19 protein-coding genes and 1 pseudogene are annotated in these 21,522 nt (G+C 39.9%); 19 read left to right on the top strand and 1 reads right to left on the bottom strand.

Annotated features, from left to right (window positions below):
- Position 1 precedes the first annotated feature (1 nt).
- The 14 genes and pseudogenes from G7Y42_RS05180 (at position 2) to G7Y42_RS05115 (ending at position 14,014) form a co-directional block, all read left to right on the top strand.
- Positions 2 to 280 (top strand): EsaB/YukD family protein, encoded by a 279-nt coding sequence (locus G7Y42_RS05180; protein WP_165005113.1) that lies wholly within the window; start codon positions 2 to 4, stop codon positions 278 to 280.
- Positions 277 to 1,424 (top strand): annotated as a pseudogene (gene essB, locus G7Y42_RS05175) (type VII secretion protein EssB). Before G7Y42_RS05180 ends, essB begins: the two are co-directional and overlap by 4 nt.
- Positions 1,405 to 5,850 (top strand): type VII secretion protein EssC, encoded by a 4,446-nt coding sequence (essC, locus tag G7Y42_RS05170; protein WP_165005115.1) that lies wholly within the window; start codon positions 1,405 to 1,407, stop codon positions 5,848 to 5,850. The pseudogene essB and the gene essC overlap by 20 nt, the downstream one beginning before the upstream one ends.
- Positions 5,851 to 5,904: 54 nt before the next feature.
- Positions 5,905 to 6,351: a DUF5082 family protein gene (locus G7Y42_RS05165; protein WP_165005117.1), complete on the top strand. Its 447-nt coding sequence runs from the start codon at positions 5,905 to 5,907 to the stop codon at positions 6,349 to 6,351.
- Positions 6,352 to 6,373: 22 nt separating this feature from the next.
- Positions 6,374 to 6,649, top strand: a complete 276-nt coding sequence (locus tag G7Y42_RS05160) for a hypothetical protein (protein WP_165005119.1) — start codon at positions 6,374 to 6,376, stop codon at positions 6,647 to 6,649.
- A gap of 12 nt (positions 6,650 to 6,661) precedes the next feature.
- A complete protein-coding gene (locus G7Y42_RS05155) occupies positions 6,662 to 7,306 on the top strand; it encodes a DUF4176 domain-containing protein (RefSeq protein WP_165005121.1) in 645 nt (214 codons plus the stop codon).
- 16 nt (positions 7,307 to 7,322) lie between these two features.
- Positions 7,323 to 8,855: a T7SS effector LXG polymorphic toxin gene (locus G7Y42_RS05150; protein WP_165005123.1), complete on the top strand. Its 1,533-nt coding sequence runs from the start codon at positions 7,323 to 7,325 to the stop codon at positions 8,853 to 8,855.
- Complete coding sequence (locus tag G7Y42_RS05145; protein ID WP_165005125.1) at positions 8,843 to 9,562, top strand: hypothetical protein; 720 nt, start codon at positions 8,843 to 8,845, stop codon at positions 9,560 to 9,562. The genes G7Y42_RS05150 and G7Y42_RS05145 overlap by 13 nt, the downstream gene beginning before the upstream one ends.
- Before the next feature lie 75 nt (positions 9,563 to 9,637).
- Positions 9,638 to 9,823: a hypothetical protein gene (locus G7Y42_RS05140; protein WP_165004952.1), complete on the top strand. Its 186-nt coding sequence runs from the start codon at positions 9,638 to 9,640 to the stop codon at positions 9,821 to 9,823.
- Complete coding sequence (locus G7Y42_RS05135) at positions 9,820 to 10,527, top strand: hypothetical protein (protein WP_165005127.1); 708 nt, start codon at positions 9,820 to 9,822, stop codon at positions 10,525 to 10,527. Before G7Y42_RS05140 ends, G7Y42_RS05135 begins: the two co-directional genes overlap by 4 nt.
- A gap of 99 nt (positions 10,528 to 10,626) precedes the next feature.
- Positions 10,627 to 10,791: a hypothetical protein gene (locus tag G7Y42_RS05130; RefSeq protein ID WP_165005129.1), complete on the top strand. Its 165-nt coding sequence runs from the start codon at positions 10,627 to 10,629 to the stop codon at positions 10,789 to 10,791.
- Positions 10,792 to 11,014: 223 nt separating this feature from the next.
- Complete coding sequence (locus G7Y42_RS05125; protein ID WP_165005131.1) at positions 11,015 to 11,455, top strand: hypothetical protein; 441 nt, start codon at positions 11,015 to 11,017, stop codon at positions 11,453 to 11,455.
- Positions 11,452 to 11,901 carry a DUF5085 family protein gene (locus tag G7Y42_RS05120; RefSeq protein WP_165005133.1) on the top strand — a complete coding sequence of 150 codons (450 nt, stop codon included), beginning with the start codon at positions 11,452 to 11,454 and terminating at the stop codon, positions 11,899 to 11,901. Before G7Y42_RS05125 ends, G7Y42_RS05120 begins: the two co-directional genes overlap by 4 nt.
- A 340-nt stretch (positions 11,902 to 12,241) precedes the next feature.
- Entirely contained in the window at positions 12,242 to 14,014 is a 1,773-nt protein-coding gene (locus G7Y42_RS05115) for a DUF2075 domain-containing protein (RefSeq protein WP_165005135.1), read from the top strand.
- Positions 14,015 to 14,122: 108 nt separating this feature from the next.
- Here the strand turns inward: G7Y42_RS05115 and G7Y42_RS05110 are convergent, their stop codons facing one another.
- Positions 14,123 to 15,280: an ROK family transcriptional regulator gene (locus tag G7Y42_RS05110; protein ID WP_165005137.1), complete on the bottom strand. Its 1,158-nt coding sequence runs from the start codon at positions 15,278 to 15,280 to the stop codon at positions 14,123 to 14,125.
- A 242-nt stretch (positions 15,281 to 15,522) separates the two neighbouring features.
- Between G7Y42_RS05110 and xylA the strand changes: the two genes are divergently transcribed.
- The 5 genes from xylA to G7Y42_RS05085 are packed head-to-tail and all read left to right on the top strand — an operon-like array spanning position 15,523 to position 21,517.
- Positions 15,523 to 16,830, top strand: coding sequence for a xylose isomerase (gene xylA / locus G7Y42_RS05105; protein ID WP_165005139.1), 1,308 nt, complete (start codon positions 15,523 to 15,525; stop codon positions 16,828 to 16,830).
- Between the two features lie 13 nt (positions 16,831 to 16,843).
- Entirely contained in the window at positions 16,844 to 18,457 is a 1,614-nt protein-coding gene (locus G7Y42_RS05100) for a glycoside hydrolase family 43 protein (RefSeq protein WP_165005141.1), read from the top strand.
- Positions 18,454 to 19,740, top strand: coding sequence for an ABC transporter substrate-binding protein (locus G7Y42_RS05095; protein WP_165005143.1), 1,287 nt, complete (start codon positions 18,454 to 18,456; stop codon positions 19,738 to 19,740). The genes G7Y42_RS05100 and G7Y42_RS05095 overlap by 4 nt, the downstream gene beginning before the upstream one ends.
- Positions 19,741 to 19,776: 36 nt before the next feature.
- Positions 19,777 to 20,691, top strand: a complete 915-nt coding sequence (locus G7Y42_RS05090) for a sugar ABC transporter permease (RefSeq protein WP_165005145.1) — start codon at positions 19,777 to 19,779, stop codon at positions 20,689 to 20,691.
- Positions 20,684 to 21,517 (top strand): carbohydrate ABC transporter permease, encoded by an 834-nt coding sequence (locus G7Y42_RS05085; RefSeq protein WP_165005148.1) that lies wholly within the window; start codon positions 20,684 to 20,686, stop codon positions 21,515 to 21,517. Before G7Y42_RS05090 ends, G7Y42_RS05085 begins: the two co-directional genes overlap by 8 nt.
- The last annotated feature ends 5 nt before the right edge of the window (positions 21,518 to 21,522 follow it).

Raw genomic sequence — 21,522 nt, 5'->3', positions numbered from 1 at the left:
CATGAAAAAAGGCACGACAATCAGTATCAGTCTGCATATAGCCGATCGGATCATCGATCTGCAAGTCCCAAGTCAAGTCACTGTGGCACGACTGAAAACAATTTTACAAGAGTCATTTCCAATCATCCATATCCGACTACCTGAGAACTTCGAATTGGCTCTTTTGAATAAACCCATCCATTTGAGGAACGAGACCATCCTAGCTGATTATTCTTTAGGCAATGGTGATCAGCTACAAGTGATCGAAAGACAAAAGAACATGGAGGAAAAACTGCTGTGAGAGAAATACAAAATATCACACAAACCATTGGATTTACGAACGAGACCAACGCTGTAGAAGTGACTCTGCAGGCCAATCAGTATAGGCTGGACAAACTGACACAGTATCAGCACTTTTTAGCACCTAGTATCCGAATGCTACCAGGGGAGATCACAGAAGCAACAGAAGAAAAGCTAGTCATTCGCTATAAAAAAGAATCAGATACCTTGTCACTTGAACAAGTCGTCAAAAAGGAAGAGCTTTTCCAGCGTTTGCTGCTGGCACAAAAAATCCGTTTTTTAACCGATTTTCTGCACCGTCCAGCTCAGCCTTTCCTCCATCCTGCTAATCTATTCGTTCGTGGAGAAGAACTGGTCATCGGGCACCGAGGATTTATGGCAGCGATCGTCCCTTATACCAATGAAGAAGATGAATTTATCAAGCAATATCGGGCGCTTGTCCTCTATATCCTGCATCCCAAATTAAACTATGAATTGCTGATCGAAGATAGCGGTACGCTGAAAGATGCTTTTTCAAAGAAAATAAAAGAAGCAGATACGATCGAAATCATCGATCAGTTGCTGGCCACGGAGATTCTGAAGCAAAAGCAAAAACGAGCAAAAGAAACCATCAGATTTTTAAGTGGAGCAGCTTGGTATTGGGGTTATCGACGATCGGATTTGCTATTGCGACAGGGATCTATGCTCTGGACAAACTCCCGACACAAGAGCGTATCAGTTCAGCTGAGACACAATATATCGCCAATGATTACGCTGGCGTTTTGAATACGTTGAAAGAAGATGAACCTGAAAAACTGCCCACTGGTGCGAAATATGTCGCCGCAGTCAGTGCCGTGCAACTGGACAACTTGTCCAATGAACAAAAGGCAGCTATTTTAAACAACTTGTCCCTGAAATCGAGCGACAACACATTGCTTTACTGGATCTATGCCGGAAAAGGAGACTTCGATAAGGCACTCGATGTCGCTAAGAACCTTGGCGACAATCAGTATATCTTACATGCATATACCAAGTTATACGATGCAACAAAGACAAACAATAAGATGAAAGGTGAGAAAAAACAAGAATTGCTCACAAAGTATGAAGAAGAGATCAATAAATACATGAAGCTGTTAGGAGGAGAAGATGGAAATGAAGCCAACTGATCGATTCGTCCCATTAAGTGATCAAATCCGGACATCTGTAAAGATCCTCTTTGATATCTTTTATTTTGGCGAAACGCTCATCCACGAACAACTCACAGAGAAACAGCGTCGAGTCGTATTGAACGGTCAAAGTTTCACTTATGGAGACCAGAAGCTATTGTGTGACGGAAAACCGGTCAAGTCAGATGAAGACTTGCTGATTTTAAGACATGAAGAGCTGGAAACAGTTTTCACGAATAAACCAAAAAAAGATTTTCTGATCTCCGGAGCAAAAAAATCGGCAGTCTTTTTAGAAACAGATGCATTGATTCCCATCTCTATCGATCCTAAAACCAAAGAATATCAGCTGAAGATCTATCCGAGCAAGGAACGTGTTTACTACAACGATCAGCTTACACAAGAAGGTACATTCTCCTTTGGTGTAGGAGATCGGTTGATAGTCGATCGTTTAGTGATCGAAGTCCGGGAAAAGCAGCTGCGTTTCACCAGTCTGGGCACAAACTATCAGCTGGATCCGTGGAAACTGGTAGAAGAAACGTTTCTTCCGGAATATCCTGATGATTTTCCATTTTTTAGAAGAAGCCCTCGTATCCATTTGAAAGAACCCGCGAATGAAATCGAGATCCTTGCACCGAAGCCAAAAGAAACAGAAGGCAGAAATGACTTATTGAAAACAATCGTGCCGCCACTTGGCATGGTCGTTTTGAGTGGTGCCACAAGTTTTCTTAGTGGAGGAAATCCGATCATGATGCTGAGCATGGGTGGTGCGAGTCTATTGACAGCCGGTTTTTCAGTTTCCAGTTATTTGACCAACAAAAAGGAGACGAAACGAAAAAACGAGGATCGGGAAACCACCTACCGCCAATACATGCTTCAGAAAAAATCTGAACTGGACAAGTTACAGCAAAAACAAAAAGAAGCTTTGGCGTACATGAATCCTTCTATGGATGATCTAGCTGCAATGGCTAAAGAATACCATGCGAGGATCTACGAGCGCATGAGTCGCAATGAAGATTTTTTGAATATCCGAGTGGGCACAGGAGAGATCATCTCCAGTTTCAAGACGAGCTACCAGCCATCAGAAGAGGATGATTTGAGCAAAGAAGCAGAAGAACAGCTTGTCTGGCCCTATAAACAATTGGACGAAGCGCCGATCGTCGTTCCGCTAAAGGATCAGACGCTAGGATTAGCAGGCCCATCTGCTGTACTACGAACCGCCGTCCAGACCATCCTTTTCCAATTATCGGTTCTTCATTCGTACCGAGATGTGGAATTCATCACACTGGTTCCGGAAGCAGAATACAAAAAGGAGTGGAGTGCCTGGCGCTGGCTGCCCCATACGAAGATCCGACATTTGAATCTTCGTGGGATCGTCCACCACGCACAATCACGGGACATGGTCCTGAATTCCTTTTATCAAATGCTGACGAAGCGCCGCCAGCAAGTCAAAGAAGCCGGAAATGAGACAGTGGTTTTTCAGCCGCATTACATTTTTTCGATCCTTGACGAAAGCTGGCTTTCAGGACATGGATTGAATGAATTTCTGGCTGAAGACATGAGTCCGTACGGTGTGACAGTCCTTTGGGGAAAAGAAGCCTTGAACATGCTGCCGGAGACAACGACCACACTCATCGAATATCAAAGTAGTGAATCTGCGACCCTGATCAACCAAAACAGCGAATACATCAATCAGACCTTCTTGCCAAACCATTTGCCGACCACCTATCCACTGGAGCAAGCGATCCAGCGTTTAGCGAACCTGCAGCACGTGGAAGTGGAGAAGAATGCGGTGCCGGAAGCTATTGATTTTCTAGAATTATATGGAGTGAAGGAGATTGATGAATTAAAAATAAGCGAACGTTGGCAAATAGCAAATACTTCTAAAACCTTAGCCGTGCCATTAGGTGTGAGAGGAAAAGATGATATCGTTTATTTGAATCTTCATGAACGTGCACACGGACCTCATGGATTAGTTGCAGGGACAACTGGTTCTGGGAAATCGGAGATCGTGCAGAGCTATATACTTTCGCTAGCTGTGAATTTTGCTCCGGAAGATGTTGGCTTTTTACCAATCGACTTTAAAGGTGGGGGAATGGCGAATTTATTTGCTAAATTACCGCATCTACTCGGTTCCATCACGAATCTAGATGGTGCAGGTTCAGCTAGAGCTTTACAAAGTATCCGCGCTGAATTACAAAAACGTCAACGAAAATTCAGTGAATTTGGGGTGAACCATATTAACGGCTACACCAGACTCTACAAAATGGGGAAAGAAATAACAGATTCCGAAGAAAAGAAAAACTACCCTTTTGAGCCCCTACCTCATTTGTTTCTAATCAGTGATGAATTTGCGGAGCTGAAAGCGAATGAACCTGATTTTATGGCTGAGCTTGTATCTACTGCGCGAATCGGTCGGTCATTAGGTGTCCACTTGATTCTAGCTACACAAAAACCAAGTGGTGTCGTAGATGATCAGATCTGGTCGAATTCGAGATTTAAACTAGCTTTAAAAGTAGCTGATGAAAACGACTCGAATGAGATCATCAAAACACCAGATGCAGCAAGCATCACACAACCTGGACGAGCATATCTGCAGGTAGGAAATAACGAAATATATGAACTTTTCCAGTCAGCTTGGAGTGGAGCAGAGTATCAGCCGAATGACTCAAAAGAAGAAAAGATCGATGAACGAATCTGGCTGATCAATTCATTGGGCCAATACGAATTATTAACAGCAGATCTTTCGGAAGAAGAAGAGATCTCAGTGAAGTCAGAAGAAACCACACAACTGGAAGCAATCATAGAATCCATTGCAGAATACGCAGTAAAAAGTGAAGCGATACTGCCAGAAAAACCATGGCTTCCACCATTGGAAACAAGTATTGTTTCACCTATTTTAAAGGTAGATTGGCAAGAGCAAAAACATCTAAGCGTTCCTTTTGGCAAAATGGATATTCCTACTAAGCAAAAGCAAATGAATGCGGATTTTGATTTGAATGAACTGAATCACACAGCTATTTACGGATCGCCGGGATTTGGGAAATCCACGGCACTACAAACATTAGTCATGAATTTTGCGCGGCTTAATACACCCGAACAAATCCAGTTCGATCTCTTTGACTTTGGGACAAATGGATTATTGCCACTGAAAAAACTACCACATGTAGCAGATTTGGTCCGTCTAGAAGAAGAGGAAAAGCTTGTGAAGTTTTTAAAGCAAATCCGTACCGAAATCCAGCAAAGAAAAGATGCGTTTACTGAGTTTGGTGTTGCAAGTCTTAGTCAATACGAAGAAAAAACGAGAGAGAATCTGCCGGTGATCCTGACAATCGTAGATGGTTTTGATTCGATCAAAGAAAGTCCATTAGAGGAACTGATTGAATCTGTACTGAATCAAATATTGAGAGAAGGAGCAAGCTTAGGGATTTACACAATCATGACTGCACTTCGGACAAGCAGCTTCAAAATGAGTATGTCGAGCAATATCCCAACTCAAATCGGTCTATTTCTAGTAGAAGATGGGGCAATCCGAGACGTTGTTGGAAGAGATGCATTGATCCAGCAAGAGATCATCGGACGAGCACAAGTGAAACTGGACCAGCCATATGAGTTCCAGATATATCTACCAACAGAGGGAGAAAACGATATCGCTCGTTTGAATCGTTTAGAACGTGAAATCGATGCCATGGAAAAAGCTTGGGTTGGTAAACGACCAAAAGCGATTCCGATGTTACCCAAAACGATTACTATGGCAACTTTCTATAACAATCAGCAAACCCAGAGGATGCTAGTTGATATGGAGCTTCCGATCGCGATGGACAAAGAAACAACAAATGTGGTTGGTTTCAAACCTGCGGAACATGGTTATTTTGTCATTGGCGACGACACACCACAGCAAAATGAATCTATTGAAAAAGTCATTGTAGAAGACATGAAACATTTCAGAGGACGTGCCCAGCGGATTGTCTTCAATGATAGCGAACACTTCGGCGGATATACGGATAGTTTTGATACGTTTATCGAAGGTTCAGAATATGGCAGCTTTGTCAGTGACTTGTTGCAAGAAGTCGAGCAACGACAATTGGTCAGCGAATATGAACCAATGCTGATATATATCCCAGAAGCACATTCCTTTGTCGGGAAATCTTACATTAGTGCTGCGAATCTGAATGTTTTACTGAAAAAAGGTAGCCAAGTAGGGATGTATTTCATTTTCCAAGCAAATCAAAAACAATTGGAAAACAGTTTCGACGATGCAGATAAATTACTGCGTGCCAATATCCCGGCTGGAATGGTAGGAACCAGGATCGTTGACCAAGGATTCGTGAATACGAAAAGTGACTATAATGAGCCAACCGTGGAATTGGATGAATCTCACTTCTTCATTGGACGTGCTGCAGGGCGTGTGAAATTAGTCAGTGAGTAATAAGTCTCGACAAAAAACAATCGAACCAAAAATAATCGAAACGGGAGGTCAACCATGAACGATGAAGTAAAAAAAGCGAAGAATAGAGCACAGGCAGCGAGACATCGTACAGAAGCAAATCGCTTAAGGACGCAGATAAATACGGTACAAGTAAATAAAAAACAGATCGATCAAAAAATCCAAGAAGTAGAAAAAGCGATTCGAGAATTACATCAATCGATTAATCAAGTTCATGGATTAAAATCAGCAGTTTCTACTAGTTTAAAAAGTGTTTCTGAAAGCAATTTTAAAGGCTCGCGGCGAGATAAATACAATGAGAAAGTGGACAAGGTGAAGAGCGAATTATCGGAATATGCAAAAAAAAACCAGGAGAATGTAGAAAAATTCCAGCAGAAATTAAGAAGACTACAAGAGGAGTCCCGACTTGAGGCCATGACTATCAGTTCTTTAAATTCGCAGATCTCAGCACTCTTGTCTGCAGCAATGAGCTTAGAAGCATAAATGAAAAGGAGTTGAACGAGCTATGGTAAAAAGTAGCGTCGATTTATCCGAATGGACACAATCGGTAAATAAAGCAAACAGTACCGTCTCGGGAATCAGCAAAATGAAAAACGTAAATTTTTCTCAGACAAACGCAAAGCCTTTCACAGAATTTACAACGATGATCAACAACATCAATTCTTCTTTAGATAACTACAAAACATTTGTCAAAGGGAGTATGGATAAGATGACCGCAGCAGGGAAGAACAAAGCAAATGATGATAAAGCAGGTGCTGCCAGTTTGAAGATTAGCCGATGAGGAGTGTGGAAAATGGATCAGCAGCAAAAAGAATTATGGGTTACTGCTTTGACAAGCAGTAACCTAGCAGAACAAGAAACCATCCCGCTATTAAGCGAATTAGGTTTGATTTTTGGTGGCCAGCCGCAGCTAGCCCAGAAAGTCTATCGGCATTTTATTAACCAGGAAACCAAGTATGAACATAAACCAAGGATCGGCGCAATCATTCATGTGGCATTTGATTATGAAGCAGGATCTGTTTCCTTTGATTGGTTGAAAAAACAAGTGTCTTTGACTTTTTCAAATTTTAAATATTTCATGGGCTTGATAGATGTGATATTCACCGAGATCTACCCGATTGGAACGATCGTTGAACTAGATGAAGAGCTGTTGACGGATGAAATCAAAGGGCTTTTTACAATCGGTGAGTTGGGCTTGTTCGTTTCGATACAAGGACGCAAATTAACTATTCCTGAGACACAGATGTTCATCGATTACGTCGGTTCCCTGTGGCCATTCGGGCTGCAAGCAGAGGTCGATCCGATTTATTTCAATACGTTGATGATTAAAAAAGTGATATCAGAAGGACCAACGAATCGTTATGAAGAAAAATATGCCTATGAAGTATTAAGAAAACGACTTGTACAAGAAGCTAAATATTCTTGTACCTATCTGTAAACGAGGAGGTGCACAGATGAAAATCAGTATGCGAGAAGTAATGGATGCTAAAAATAGTATGACTTCTTCTAAAAACAAACTACAAGCAGAAATCAATCGTGCTCAAAGTGACTGGAAATCCGTTCAAAAAAGCAATGCTTTATCTGGCAAGGTCAAAACAGCCATCAACGGAGAAATTGCCAATTATCAAATCCCGATGCTGATCAATTATTATGATATTTTACATGAAACAGTTAAAGAAATCGATAAAGCGATCCGTGATTTCAAATCTATAGTCAAAGAAAATAGCGAAACGGCCGTCATCGATACAGAAGCATTGAGTACTGCAAAAGATAAATTTTCCAATCCACTATCCGATTTCGCTAAATTGGAAAATAAGATCAATAAAATTTATGGGACTGTCGAGCATATCGTCTCAGTGTCATCACCGTCTAATCGAGTGAACGAAAAGATGGCGTCGGCAAAAAAAGTCTTAACAGACACCATTACGGCAATGGAGAACTTCAACAGGCAAAAAAGCGGCACGAATATCCGTGACAAATTAGCGCAGCAAAAATCTAAGATAAGAAGTATCAGCGGTTTGAGTTATTCCAATCCTAAATCACTGGAAATTTTTACAGACAAATCATTCAAAAATGAAGTGAACGAAGCGCATAAAGCTATAAAAAAAGAAGAAAAAATCGCTTTTAAGAAAGAGCACCCACTTCTAGCTGCCCTCAACGGCGATCTGACAGAAGCAGATCTGCAGGAACTGGATCAATGGATCAATCGCTCATTGGCAGGAGAGCTGAAAAATGGGAAACAATGGCTAGGTTCTGGTAGAGATCTCTATATTGCTTCTAGGATCAAACGAATGTCAGATGGCACATTGGTCATAAACAAAGCAGGTAAGTGGGCGAGTAAATTTGATAAATTAGCTGGAATCGATGGCTATGTAAAAGAAGGGAAAAAATTTGTTCGTCTCAGCACTTCAGGTGGTTTGAAGCAATTTACAGATGTGGGAGAGTCTATACTAGACAAATTGAAACTAGTAGACAAGAACGTAGCTCTGAAAGGGACGAAGCTTGCATTCAAAGAAACGGTCAAAGGAATCGCGAAAGGCACGCTGAAGAGTGCAGGGAATGCCTTGAAGAAAAGCGCAAGTTTCGGCATCAACGGTGTGATCAAAGATGCCAAGGCATTAGTCAATGCCAAAGGAGCAGCGAAGATCATCCCAGGGCTGAATATAGCATTAGGTGCTGCGAACGTCGTACAGGGAATCAGTAAGAGTGAGCAGCTAGCCCGAGAAGACGGATTGAAAGGTCAAGAGATCACCGCCAGCAAAGTCGGTGGCGCACTGGTGGATGTGGGGAAAGCGGCAGTGACGACTGTGGCGATAGGAGCAGTATCAGCAGGCGTAGCCACATTTGCTCCTGTTTGGGCTGTTGTAGGTGCGGGGTTAATAGTTGGCCAAGGTTTGAATTGGGCTGATAAACAAACTAATTTAACAAAAAATATAAAATCAGGAGTTAATTCTATGATAAAAGGAGTGTCTGGATGGTTCAAATAATATATAATTTTATACCAAAATTTTATGAAAAAAATAGTAAAAAAGAATATACTGAAAAGTCCTTTTTATCAATGTTAGTTTGTTATATAGTGTTCATCATAACTTTTTTGTTAACTTATTGGTCCGGCAATAAAGAAAATTTGTATAGTCCACAGACAATAGTTTTTGTTAATATTCAGTTAGTCATTCTTATATTTATTTTTATATTAATAATTATCGGTATAGTTATTTTTAAAAATAATAGAAAAAGAAAATATGTTGTGATGATTCCTTATATTTCATTGGGAATATTATTATTTTTCGTAGTATCGTATTTTTCAATACTACTTAATAATCCTATACGAAAATTTATTGTTGGTGAAATAACTGTTATTTTATTTTGGGTATTAGGAATAGTTGTGCATAGTATTTTAGTGCATCTCTCTGTTAAAAATAATAATTTTAACATAAGAGATAAATATGCAAACTACTACATTAATTGTCTATCAATTTTATCGATAGTAAGTGCCATGTGTTCGACCACTTTAAGTAATATTAATCTTTTTTTTGTGGCATTGATACTAATGGTATCTGCTTTACAATTTGCTTTAACTTTTCAAATCCCAAGGGTATTACAATACTGGAAAAAAGAATCAGAAAAAAATAAAAATGTATCCCTCTATGGAAATTCAATTGAACTCATGAAGAATAAGAAAAACAAAAAATAGATATATAATTAACCATTTCAGATAAAACCTCTAAAAATAAAAGAGTCACATGGAATAGTTCAATAAGAAGAAAAAGTGCCAACAACAGTAGGACTTTTTGTTGCTTCGTTACCAGCCACTGCATCAGTAGCTGCAGTGGTCGGCACAGGAATAGGTGTTGGAATGGTATCAGAATTTATTTTTAATAAAACAGGTATAGTTAACAAAGTTAAAAAAGGAGTTAATACGATGATTAAAGGAATTTCAGGGTGGTTTAAATGAAAGCAGTCATGAAACACTTTATACCAAATCAATTTAAAAAACAAAAAGAACTGATATTTAAAAAAAATTCTTTTAATAAAGTTATGACCGGTTATGTAATTCTACTAATGTTTTTTTTGATTATTCTTTTTACAATAGGAGGTGAAGCGAATTATAAAAAAAATCAAGTATTCATGTACAGTCAGATAATATATAACATAGTGATAATTTGTATAAATGGAATATGTAGCACTCAATTCCATAAAAGAAAACTACAGAAGTATCTAGTTTTTGTTGTGTATTTTTCTAGTGTGTTAGGTATTTTTAGTGGGATAGCTTTGGTAGCTTTAATTACGGAAAGACCATTTCATAATTTTATGTTAGGTACAATTCTGATATGGATTGGCTGGTCTTTAGAGATGTTTATTCATGGAGTATTAGTATGGTGGGCTTTAAAACGCAATAATCTTAAGTTAAGGGATAGGTATACTAACTATTTTTCTAATCTGATTGGGATCGTGGGTATTGTACTGGCTGGAATGGCTTATATTACAGAAAATGAAAATTTGATTTTTCTCTCAACAATTTTAATCGTAATTGTTGTTATATTTTTTGTAACATTTGATTTTCAAAGAGTACAACAATATTGGAAAAAAGAACCGGATCAAGATACAAATATATCAATCTACGGTGACTCAATTAAGATGATGAAAAATAAAAAATAAATCACAATTTTTCGTATGTTAGATATTTGAAAGATTCAAACAAACATTTACCAAAGTACAATAAATAAGACAGATAACAGAGGAAATAAATCTGGCAAATTGAAACTAGTAGACAAGAACGTAGCTCTAAAAGGGACGAAGCTCGCATTCAAAGAAACGGTCAAAGGAATTGCGAAAGGCACGCTGAAGAGTGCAGGGAATGCCTTGAAGAAAAGTGCAAGTTTCGGCATCAATGGCGTGATCAAAGATGCCAAGAGGTTGTGACAGAAGTGGGCAGCTTCAAGAAATAAGAAGGAATTTACGAAAATTGCTTTTCAAATTTTTGTGAAATTTCGGCTTATTTCCGAAGAAGTTACTTCTGGAACACCGTTTATTCGGAAAAAGGAGCAGCGAAGATCATCCCAGGGCTGAATATAACATTATTTCCTAGAGTAAAGAAATAATAACAATAGAAACAAAATTAATTTAATGAAAAGAGGGAAAAAAGATGATTGAGAAAGTATCATTTGAAATGAACAATTTAGTGTATATCGAAAAAAAAGCAACCACAGACCAGTTAGTCGACTTGATTTTGCAGTCCGAAGAATTAGTTTATGAAGAAGGATTTTATAAAAATGGTCCGACGATGATCGAATTGAAACCGACAGAAATGAGGGAAGAGAAGCAGACTTACAAATTTTATATACCGGTAAATGAACCAGTTGAAGGCGGGGATATCTTCACCATTGAGAACATCCATTATGATCATTTGGTACGTAAACGCATCCCATTCGATGAGGAATTAGGGGCAAATATTGAAGAAATAACTGACTACTTGCAGGAGCAGAAGATTGAATTTGAAGATAAGTTATTGCTGGTAATGACACTTGTCTATGATGAATATTGGGTAGATGTACTGATTCCGATAAAAGAGCAGGTGAACAAATGAGAAAAACGATTGGATACAAACAGTCTTTACATTATCAAAACGTCATCAGCCGCTATTATGTCACGAATACAGAAGAATTGGGTGGTTGTTTAGAAGATGCATTAGAAACGATCTTTGAAGCAGATTACTCCTTATCAGATAGTTTTTTTTATTCCATGAATTCGGATATTCGAGAAGAAGAAGTGCTGATCCAAGTCTTTTTGCCAGTCAACGAAGAATGGCGTGACGACCTTTCTGAAGAATATCGTTTCCACTCCTACTTCCAAGTCAATAATATGTTGGCAACTAGGGCAAAGGGGGAGATGCTTTCTGAATTTACGAAGGCCTTAGAAGAACTGATAGTAGTAATAGTTCAAGAAGACTTGACCGTCGTTTCTCCGATTTTTTATCGCCCCAAAGTGATAAATGAACTAGTCTATACAGATTTGATGGTAGGGGTCAAATAATGAACAATGAATAAACCAGAAAGAATAGTTGAAAGTGGGATGTCCAACCGTTTTATTAAAGAAAAGTTAGCAGAGCATTGGTCGTCTATGTCGATTAAGTAAATCAGTTCAGTATATAACATATACGAAGCTAGCCCTCCGAAAGAAAACGGGGGGCTTTTTTTTATTTTTATCCTTATCAATAGCAATTGCTACGTTGAAACTTATTTTAGGAAGTTAGATGTAAACAATAGTTTTTGCCTTTATATAAAATAAAAAAGAAAGTAATGAATATATTTTTTTATAATTACATAAGCTATAATAAAATATAAACATATATAGAAAAAGAGGTGCATCGTCAGTGGAACTTCCATCACCTATCATTTACGAAGTTGGTTATTCTAAAGAAAATTTAAATAAACTTGAAAAGGACATGAACGATAAAAATAAAAAATATAAAAATCTTATTTTCAATTATCCAACTGTATATATCGTGAACGATGAAAAGGAAAAAGATAAATACTCAGTGTATATTGGGGAAACAACCGATATCAAACGCAGAACAACCGAACATTTAGCAGTTGACATTATTTCTCGAAAAGATTGGAAAGAATTTTCGGATTCGAAATCATCAAGATTATTTATCATAGGACATAAGTATTTCAATAAATCACTGACATTAGATATTGAAAATCGCATGATGCAATATTTGACTAGTGTTGAGAAAGTGACAAAAGTAAATAATAGAAGAACAAATCCGCAGAATGAGTATTATACCTCTGACGAATTAGATTCGATATTTTCCGAAATTTGGCGAAAATTACATAAAAAGAATAAGAATCTATTTCCGCTAGAACAGATAATCAAAGATTCTGCGATTTTTAAAGCGTCTCCTTTTCATAAGTTGACAGAAGAACAGATGATTGCACGAGAAAGAATAATTTTGAAGATAACTGAGGCATTGAATCGTCAGAAAACAAGCCAATTGATCATTGTAGAAGGAGCGGCAGGGTCTGGAAAAACGGTTTTGATGAGTAGCCTATTTTATGAACTGAATCAATTATCTGCATCAGATTCTGAAAATGCTGTTATTCAAAACACAGATCAGTATCTGTTAGTGAACCACGATGAACAATTGAAGGTGTATCAGCAAATTTCCTCTAAACTTGGTATTTCAAAAAAACACAACCGAGAAACAGTGTTAAAACCTACTCGATTTATAAATAACCATTCTGAAGAAGAAAAAGTAGACGTATTGATTGTAGATGAAGCACATCTACTTTGGACGCAAGGAAAGCAATCTTATCGTGGAACAAATCAGTTGGAAGATCTTTTAACCCGTGCGAAGGTAGTAGTGGCCGTATTCGATAGAAATCAGATACTCTCACGTGAACAATATTGGGAAGAACAAGATTTATTAGAAAAAATACATGGAGCAAATTTGAATAAAAACTATATACAGTTGAAAAATCAAATGAGGATTAATGCAGACAGACAAACAGTTGACTGGATAAGAAAGATAATTGACAATAATGAAATTACAAATATTCCGGTGGATTCAAAAAACTATGAAATAAAAATATTCGATGATCCGAATAAAATGTACAAGCAAATCTCTTTAAAAGCTGAAAATGAAAATCTTGGCATTTCACGAATATTAGCCACTTTTGATTGGGATTATATTAATAACAAAAAGCCGAATAATGGAGATGATATGTGGTACGTAAAAGTCGGAGATTGGAAACTCCCTTGGAATCTTCAACTTCCGCAAACAAGAAAAGAAAAACATGAAAATCGCGACCGTGCATGGGCAGAACAACCACATACAATCAATGAGGTAGGTTCTACATTCACTATACAAGGATTCGATTTGAATTATGCTGGAGTGGTCATCGGTCCTTCTGTCAAATATCGAAATGGGAAAATCATATTTGATGGTAGCAAAAGCAAAAATAAGAAAGCAATATATAAAAGACAGATAAAAGACGGTAGCAAAATAGACGTCTCAGAATTTTTACTAAAAAACGAACTAAATGTTCTTCTTACTCGTGGTGTCAATGGTTTATATATATATGCTGTAGATGAAGAACTAAGAAATGCACTATTAGCTGCCCAAAATGGAATGCTGAAATAAATTTATCCTTGGAACAAAAATAAGCAAAGTTAGATCATAATCAAGAGGCGGGGATGATAAGTCCCAGCCTCTTTTTTGCATTGAACTTTTAATACTTTAGATTGATCGTTAAAAATCTCCCAATTTCAACTTCCGTATATTCAAAAAGTGCTGCGCGGTGATAGCTAATGCGCCGAATAAGATCGCATTGCCTTCAAGGCGAGTGGTACGGACTAATGTATCTCTGGTGAAGCGGCTAGTGAGTGCATCGTTGACGTGATCGGTCATTTCAGGGATCTTTTGATAAAGCGAGCTGTTGATGACGATGACGTCCGGATCATACATCATGATCATATTATTGATGCCGATGCTCAAGAGTTCGGCATTTTTTCGGATAAGCTCGTTTGCTTGTGGGTCCTCTTTTTTGACGTAATCAGCAAGGATATCTGAGTTGACATAGTCGAGATTTTTCACACGGGCAAACTCTTCGTAGACAGCTTTACTTGAAGCGTATTGTTCTAAGCAGCCTGCATTTCCGCAAGGGCAAGGTCTGCCTGAAGGATATAAGATCGAGTGGCCCAGTTCGCCGGCTTTCCCATGTTTTCCCAGTTGCAGTTTCCCAGACTCTACGATACCGCAGCCGATACCGCTATGGATGCTGATGCTGATCAGATTTTGATAATGTGAAGAAAAGGTGTATTCCCCCAACGCTGCTAAATTTGCTTCATTATGTATGAAAATCGGGAAGTCATAATGGTTTGCCAATTCTGTCTGTAAATCGATAGTATCCAGATCGTAATAAGGTGTGAATACTGGCTGATCATGGAAAACAACGCCGTGGATACCAAGTGTCATTCCGGCGATCCCATGAGGAGTATCCGGTACATTCGCCAACAGATCGACCACTGATTCTTCTAATAAAGGAAGGATCGTTTCTGAAGTGACGCTTATCCGCTGTTTTGTAACAGTAGCGATCACTTGACCGTCGATATAAGAAAGCATGCCTTCCAGATAATTATAGCCGACATCGAAGGAAAGGGCGGTCGCTGCTTGGCCGTTGAAGGTCAGCATGATCGGTTTTCGTCCGCCTGCTGTAGATGCGTCTCCCATGCGTGTTTCCAGAATGAGCTGCTCTTCTAACAGTTTTTTAGTGATATCTGAAACAGAAGCTTTGTTCAAGCCGGTCGCTGCAGCTAGTTCTGCGCGAAAGACTTCTTTTTTATCAATGATCGTTTTTAGAAGGGTTGCCTGATTCAATTCTCGAATGGTGTACTTGCTTGAAATCATAAAGTTTCCTTTCTCTGCTCAATAGATAGCAAAACCAACGTTATATGTTTCAGTATAGCGTGAAACGAACCACTTCACAAATAAAGTTTAAGTGATTACTAGGACTTTTGCGTACGATTTTTTCTCTAAACTAAATAAAATCATTTATTTTGAAAGCGCTTGACAAAACAGCAGGAGTGTTCTATGATTCATGGTGCAAGTTAGTTTATCGTACTAACAAACTAAAATGAGGAGGGTTTTTTATGAGTTATTTTCCAGCGATTGATAAAGTGAAGTACGAAGGACCGGAGACGGAAAATCCATTTGCATTCCGTCACTACGATCCAGAACAAATGATCATGGGCAAGTCGATGAAGGAGCATTTGCGATTTGCGGCAGCTTACTGGCATACGATGACACAAGATGGTTCAGATCCGTTTGGCGATCCAGTGAATATCCGTTTGTGGGAAGGCAAGACACCGATGGAAACGGCAATCAACCGTGTAGAAGCATTTTTCGAGATCCTTGAAAAGTTGGATATGGAATATTTCTGTTTTCATGATGTGGATATCGCTCCAGCTGGGGACTCATTAGAAGAATTCTTTGCCAATCTCGATACGATCACGGATCTGATCAAAGAAAAAATGGATCAGACAGGCATCAAGCTGCTGTGGAATACCGCTAATCTGTTTTCTCATCCGCGATTTGTCCATGGAGCTGCCTCTTCCAGCAATGCAGAGGTCTTTGCATATGCAGCAGCCCAAGTGAAAAAAGGATTGGATATAAGTAAAAAACTGAATGGACGAAATTATGTATTCTGGGGTGGTCGTGAAGGATATGAATCCTTATTGAATACGGACATGGAATTCGAACAGGACAATATCGCTCGATTATTCAAAATGGTCGTAGCGTATAGCGAAAAAATCGGGCACAAACCACAGTTCCTGATCGAACCGAAACCTAAAGAGCCTTCGAAACACCAATATGATTTTGATGCGGCAACGACTATGGCTTTCATCCAGAAATATGATCTGACTGGTGATTTCAAACTCAATCTTGAAGCAAATCATGCCACGCTTGCTGGACATACTTTCGAACATGAATTGACTGTGGCTCGCTGCTATGATTCACTGGGTTCGATCGATGCGAATCAGGGCGATCTCCTTTTAGGTTGGGATACGGATGAATTTCCGACCAATATCTATGATACGACACTTGCGATGTACGAGATTCTGGAAAATGGCGGAATCGCACCAGGCGGGATCAATTTTGATTCGAAAGTGAGACGTTCCTCTTTTGCGATGGAAGATCTGATTCTTGCGCATATCGCGGGAATGGATACTTTTGCACGAGGATTGAAAGCTGCGGCCAGATTGAAAGAAGATCGTTTTTTTGATGAGATCAAAGAAAAACGTTATGCAAGTTACAAAGAAGGCGTCGGGAAAAAGATCATCAGTGATCAGGAAGACCTTGATTCACTTACGGACTATGCGTTGGCACACGACCAAATCATGAACGAATCCAGTCACTTAGAATCTATCAAGTCGCGATTGAACGATTATCTGGTATAGAAAGGAATTCTCTATGATAAATAACCCGATCTTAACTGGTTTTCATCCGGATCCCAGTATCTGTCGTGTTGGAAAAGACTATTATATCGCTACTTCTACTTTTGAATGGTTTCCCGGTGTGATGATCTATAACTCGAGAGATTTAAAAAACTGGCAACTTGTGAGTACGCCTGTCAATCGGGTCAGCCAGCTGAATATGCTAGGGAATCCTGATTCTGGAGGTGTCTGGGCTCCTGCTTTGAGTTATCGAGACGGGAAATTCTGGCTGATCTATTCGGATGTAAAAGAAGTCCAGAACAACAATTGGAAAGATGTGTACAATTATCTGATTACATGTGAGACGATCGACGGAGAATGGTCAGAGCCGGTCTATTTGAACAGCGCTGGTTTCGATCCTTCGTTGTTCCATGAGGAAGATGGAAGAAAGTACCTAGTCAATATGGTCTGGGATTACCGTCCGGCACATCATCCGTTTTACGGGATCGCTTTGCAGGAATATTCACCGACTGAAGAAAAGCTTGTCGGAGAAGTAAAGATCATCTTCAAAGGAACTGCTCGCAAATTGACAGAAGCGCCGCATCTTTACAAGATAAATGGTTGCTATTATCTGCTGACAGCAGAAGGTGGGACGAAGTACGAACATGCGTCAACGATCGCTCGAGCAGAAACGATCGATGGTCCTTATGAAGTCCATCCGGAAAATCCTTTGATCAGTTCTTGGTCAGAACCGGAACTGTCTTTGCAAAAAGCTGGCCACGGGTCTATCGTCCATACACACACGGATGAATGGTACTTTGCTTATTTGACAGCTAGACCACTTAAACATAAAGAAATGCCACTTTTGGAGAACAGAGGTTATTGTCCGTTGGGGCGGGAAACAGCGATCCAAAAATTGGAATGGGAAGATGGGTGGCCATATCTAGTCGGCGGGAATCACCCTCAAGTCGAAGTAGAGAGTCCCGACATGCCTGAGCAGAAATGGGAACATCCTTCGACGACAGAATCCTTTGATCGTGAAGCTTTGCCGTTGCACTTCCAGACATTGAGAATCCCTTTTACAGAAGAAATCGGTAGTTTAACAGAAAGAAGAGGTCATTTAAGACTGTATGGGAGAGAATCCTTCAATTCCCTTTTCTACAAAGCCCTTGTAGCTAGAAGATGGCAGCACTTTGCTTTTGAAGCGGTGACGAAGGTGGAATGTACGCCGAGGAATTTCATGCAATTGGCAGGACTGACGAATTATTACAACACAAAAAACTGGTCGAGTATCCACCTGACCCATCATGAAGAAAAAGGAAAGATCATTGCTTCTATGTCTAGTGATAATGGAAAGATAACAATGGTTAGCAACGAGATATGCGTGCCTGATAATGTAAGCGCTGTTTATTTCAAAACAATTGTTTCCTATGAGAAATATCATTACGCATATTCTTTCGATGGGCATCACTGGCAGATGATCGACACTGTTTTTGACAGTTTCATACTTTCGGACGATTATGCGGCAGAGACACAAGAAGGATTCTTTACGGGTGCATTTGTCGGGATGTTTGCCATCGATACTTCTGGCAGGAGAATGGCGGCAGATTTTGATTTCTTCACGTACGAGGAAAAAGGAGGCTTTCAATGAAGCAATGGCTGAAAGGAAGTGTCGTGTTAGTGGGCGCAGCTGTATTAGCGAGCTGCGGCACGGATCCAGCAGGTTCTACCAGCGGAGATGAATTGATCGTCTGGACATTTACAGATGAGCTGTCGACGATGATCAATGACTATTATTTGCCGGCTCACGAAGGATTAGCGTACAAAATTAGAGTGGTGGAGATCCCTTCTGATCAATTCGAGACCAAGCTCGATCCTGTATTAGGGACAAAAAATGCACCGGATGTGATTGCGTTAGAATCTGCGTTTGTAAAAAAATATGTGGAATCAGGCTTGATGGCTGATTTAGAAGAATACGGGGTAAAGGAAGCAGCTAAGGACACGTATCAATATGTCAAAGATGTTGGTACGAGCCAAGAAGGTGTCTTGCATGCGTTGGCATGGCAAGCGGCGCCTGGCGGATTTTATTATCGGGCATCACTCGCAGACCGTCTGCTCGGAGTGAATGAAGCAGATGACATGCAAGACAAGCTAACTGATTACGATCAGTTCTATGAGACAGCAAAAGAAATCAGGGAAACATCCAATGGTGAAGTCCATATGATCTCAAGCATCCAAGATTTAGCTAAACCGTTCTTCGGTATGAGAGAATCCGGCTGGGTAGAAGAGGAGAAGCTGGTGATCGACAATAAACTGTATGATCTGCTGGATATTTCTCGAAAATTTGTGGAAGAAGGGCTGACAAAAGACACAGAAGGACAGTCAGAAGCTTGGTTTGCCGGGATGAATGGAGAATCGGATTTCGGATACAGCCTGCCTACTTGGGGACTTCATTATTGGCTGAAACCCAATGCGACAGCAGCTGATGGAAGCAAGACGACAGATGGCGATTGGCGTATGGTACAAGGGCCGTCTTCATGGTTCTGGGGAGGCACATGGATCGGTGCGGTCGACTCTTCTGATCAAAAAGAAGCTGCGGCTGATTTGATCAAATATTTGACAACGGATAAAGAATTCTTGACGCGCTGGGCGGAAGAGACAGGAGATTTCGTATCGAATGAAGCAGTAGTTGAAGCAATCAAAGATTCTTATCAGGAAGACTTTTTAGGTGGACAAAACCATTACAACGAATTTTCGGAAATGGTCGAATCAGTCAATGCGAAGATTCTGACAGAATATGACCAGACGATCGAATTATTGTTTATCGACCATTGCCTGACTCCGTATTCAAAATGGGAGATCGACAAAGAAGCAGCGATACAAAGCTTCAAAACAGCTGTTATGAATGCTTATCCAGATCTACAAGTCGACTGAAGCAAGCGATGGAAATGATCCAGAAAGGAGAGTTACGTGAAGACGACACGATTCGAACGGTACAATCGCTGTGGCTGGTTTTTTATAGCGCCCTTTTTTACTGCTTTTATTGTCTTTCAGCTTTATCCAATCTTATATACTGTTTTTTTGAGCTTCACGGATCTGAAAGGATGGAGTACTGAAGCCGCTTTTGTTGGTCTGGCAAATTATCGGAGTATTTTCAGCAATCCGTTGTTTATCAAATCTGTTCAGAACACATTTATTTTGTGGGGGGTCAATTTTATTCCCCAAATCGGATTGGCGTTGCTTCTAGCCGCTTGGTTCACGAATCTGAAATTGAAACTGAGAGGGACAGGTTTTTTCAAAATCATTTTTTATTTGCCGAATATCATTACAGCTGCTTCTGTAGCTGTTCTCTTCTATGCTTTGTTCAGCTTTCCGATGGGGCCGATGAATCTAGTGCTTACACGTATGGGCGTCTTAGGTCAGCCATTCGATTTTTTCCGAAGTGTCACAGGCACTCGTTTGATTGTCTCGTTTATTCAATTTTGGATGTGGTATGGTCAAACGACGATCGTTTTAGTCGCCGGAATACTCAGTATCGACCAGTCGCTTTTTGAATCAGCGATGGTAGATGGAGCAAGTGACAATCAGATTTTTAGTAAGATCACACTGCCTCTGCTGAAGCCCATTTTATTGTATACATTCGTCACTTCGCTGATCGGTGGCTTGCAGATGTTCGATATTCCGTTTTTACTGACTAATGGCAATCCGGATAACAGTGTGAATACACTGACGATGTTCATCTATAAGCAAGCCTTTACCGGCAGCAGGAATTTTCAGATGGCAGCCGCTGCATCTGTGATTCTATTATTGATGTCTGTGTTACTGAGTACATTGTTGTTCCGTTTCTTCAAGGAGTCGAGCAAAGTGAGGGGAAAGAATGGATAAAAAATACAACGGCCAGCGTTTACTGATCTATCTGTTCCTCTTGTTCCTGACGTTCTTGAGTATCCTTCCATTTTGGGTCGTGTTAGTGAATGCTACGAGGTCAGCAGAACAGATCCAACAAGGATTATCGCTGGTTCCAGGGCAGAATCTGGCTTACAATTGGGAAGTCCTGATGAACAAAGGCTTTGATGTATTTGGCGGATTTAAGAACAGTTTGCTGATATCTGCTGGGGCGACGCTATTGAATATTTACTTTTCTGCTTTGACCGCTTATGGGATCATCGCTTATCGATTCAAAGGCAGAAAGATGGCGTTCATACTCATTTTAGGGCTGATCATGATCCCGCAGCAGATCAGCATGATCGGATTTTATCAGTTCATGAGCCGAATTGGTCTGCTGAATAGTTTTCTTCCACTGATTTTGCCTGCCATTGCTTCTCCGACAACGGTTTTCTTTTTGAAACAATACTTGGAAACAGTTTTCCATCCTGATCTGGCGGATTCTGCTCGATTGGATGGTGCTGGAGAGTTGAAGATCTTTCATCAGATCATGATTCCGTTGATGAAGCCAGGGCTTGCTACGATGGCGATCTTTGCTTTTGTGACTTCGTGGAATAACTTCTTGATGCCATTGATCCTGATCAATGACACAGAAAAATTCACATTGCCTATGCTGATCCAGTTACTGAAAACGGATGTGTACCGGACAGAATTCGGCAGTATGTATCTAGGGATATCTCTTAGCATTGCGCCATTACTGCTCATTTATTTATTTTTATCGAAATACATCGTGGGTGGCGTCACAGCAGGAGGGATCAAAGAATAGGAGGA

Origin of the sequence: Enterococcus sp. ZJ1622 (genome assembly GCF_011038845.1) — a bacterium.
Taxonomy (GTDB): domain Bacteria; phylum Bacillota; class Bacilli; order Lactobacillales; family Enterococcaceae; genus Enterococcus_B.
This window is presented reverse-complemented; position numbering and strand designations above follow the sequence as displayed.